Source organism: Microcoleus sp. OTE_8_concoct_300, from assembly GCF_031383065.1.
Taxonomy (GTDB): Bacteria; Cyanobacteriota; Cyanobacteriia; order Cyanobacteriales; family Microcoleaceae; genus Microcoleus.
Genome location: NZ_JANMZH010000043.1, coordinates 1 through 1973 on the forward strand (window position 1 = coordinate 1; position 1973 = coordinate 1973).

Sequence of the window (1973 nt, forward strand, 5' to 3'; positions counted from 1 at the left end):
ACTTGGTTCTTTTGGGTCAGGTACATAACAATCTTTTCGCTACTGTTATAAATATACAGCGAAATGGCAGGATAAATCCTGCCTATCAGTTTTCCTCCCAGGTCTAAAGATGCAGGGTTTCCAACGAGGATTTTCTATGAATTATGCAGAGCGGCCCACACCAGCTGCAGCACCCATTTGAGCCCCGTCAGCCAATCCCACCAACTTAGCGCTCAACTCCCACATCCGCTCGCCTTTTTCATCATCGCGGGCCTGGGGAGAAACCTTCTGCACAAAAGACTTGCCATCTTTTTTCTGGCGGTTCCCCCAACTCCAATAAGCCCCAGATTGCTTGTATTCTGGATCAGCAACCACCATCGCCAGCCTTTCCCCCGCCAACTCCTGCGACACGTAACCCCCCGTGATATTCTTCTGAAACAGCGGGAACAGCTTCTGAAATAGGGGATAGTGATTGCGGAACAGCGGCGTATCCGCCACGCATCCGGGATAAAGCGAAGTGAAAGTAATCCCCGTAGATTCGTGAAAGCGGCGGTGCAATTCCCGCATCGTCAACACGTTGCAAACTTTGCTATCTTTGTAAGCCTTGACCGGTTCAAACTTCTTGCCGTCAACCATCGAAATCGGGTCTTTGAAACCCGCTTCAAAACCCTCAAACTTGCCCAAATCCGGGCGCGGCGGAATCTTCCCGCCCAACTCGTCTGGATTGTGAGTCACAGTTCCCAAAATCACGATTCTCGCATCGGAATAATAGGAAGGCTTCATATTTTCCATCATCAGGTTGCACAGCAGGAAATGACCCAGGTGATTGGTAGTCATCGTCAACTCATAACCCTCCGGGCTCCGCAGCGGTTCCTTAATCAAAGGCATATAAATGGCCGCGTTACACACCAAAGCGTCCAAAGGCCTGCCGCTTGCCTTAAATGCCCGAGCAAACCTGCGCACGCTCTCCAAATCGCCCAAGTCAATCTGCATGATGGAGAAACTGCCTTCAGGTATGCCCAACTCTTGGGCGGCATCTCCGGCTTTCCCCACGTCCCGACAGGCCATGACTACGTGCCATCCCTTGTCTGCCAGAGCTTTCGCGCCGTACAAACCGACGCCGGAGGAAGCGCCGGTAATGATAACCGTGGATTTGTGATTTTGTGCCATCTTGTTAAAAGCGCTTCCGCTATTGATTATTTTCAGGTACTCAAACGCTGAGCTAGCAGCTCGGATGTTTTGAAATGTCCTACGCTTATTAGGATATGAGGAAACGTTCTCGATCTCAACTGCCTTTTTGCCCAAGGGCAAGATCAAGTCATTTTCGCTCTCTTTGCGGGAGTTGCCCCTCAAACACCGATCCAACATAAGACTGTCATGAAAAAAGTAAATTGGTTGATCGAACAAAATATTTACGATCGTGAAACATAATTTTTAGCCCAATTGCCGAAACAAGGATACATTTACCAAGAAACCAAATATCTCAATTTTTACCCAAAAGCAGCTCATCAATATTTTTCCCCTGATGATTGTGTTTTATTCATGGGAACCCTGAATTTGGGTCGGGATATCTTAAGAACTTCGTGGATTCCGGGAGCTTATATGGACGAAAAGAATCTCCGCTGTTCCAGTTACTACACTTATTTCGGTCAATCCTTGTTAAATAATAAATATTTCCTGATTTCTTTGGGCGAATTGCTCAGAAGTAAAACCTAAATTATGGAATACTTCAAATCCGATGGAGATTTGTTTGTCCGACCTGACAGCAAACGGAGAAATTCGGGGGGCAAGTTTCATCGGATACAGGTTTTTTATTTCTGGACAGATGAATCCGGGGGCTTGTATCCTGGATGCTTTCGGTCATTTCGAGCCGGGGTTTTTAACCTGAATATTTTAAATACCATGCAGTCTCTAGGAAGTGAATTAAAAAGAGACGAAACAACATTGGTATTAGGAATGAGAATTAAATAACTTCCACAAGTTTGTGGGATGGG

At 46.6% G+C, this 1973-nt stretch carries 2 protein-coding genes; one reads left to right on the top strand and one right to left on the bottom strand.

Going from position 1 to position 1973, the window contains the following annotated elements; genetic code table 11:
* Window positions 1-141: 141 nt before the first annotated feature.
* Window positions 142-1149, bottom strand: coding sequence for a protochlorophyllide reductase (locus ACUVJL_RS02270; RefSeq protein WP_445244358.1), 1008 nt, complete (start codon window positions 1147-1149; stop codon window positions 142-144).
* Between the two features lie 273 nt (window positions 1150-1422).
* Between ACUVJL_RS02270 and ACUVJL_RS02275 the strand changes: the two genes are divergently transcribed.
* Window positions 1423-1695 carry a hypothetical protein gene (locus ACUVJL_RS02275; RefSeq protein ID WP_445244359.1) on the top strand — a complete coding sequence of 91 codons (273 nt, stop codon included), beginning with the start codon at window positions 1423-1425 and terminating at the stop codon, window positions 1693-1695.
* Window positions 1696-1973: the final 278 nt, after the last annotated feature.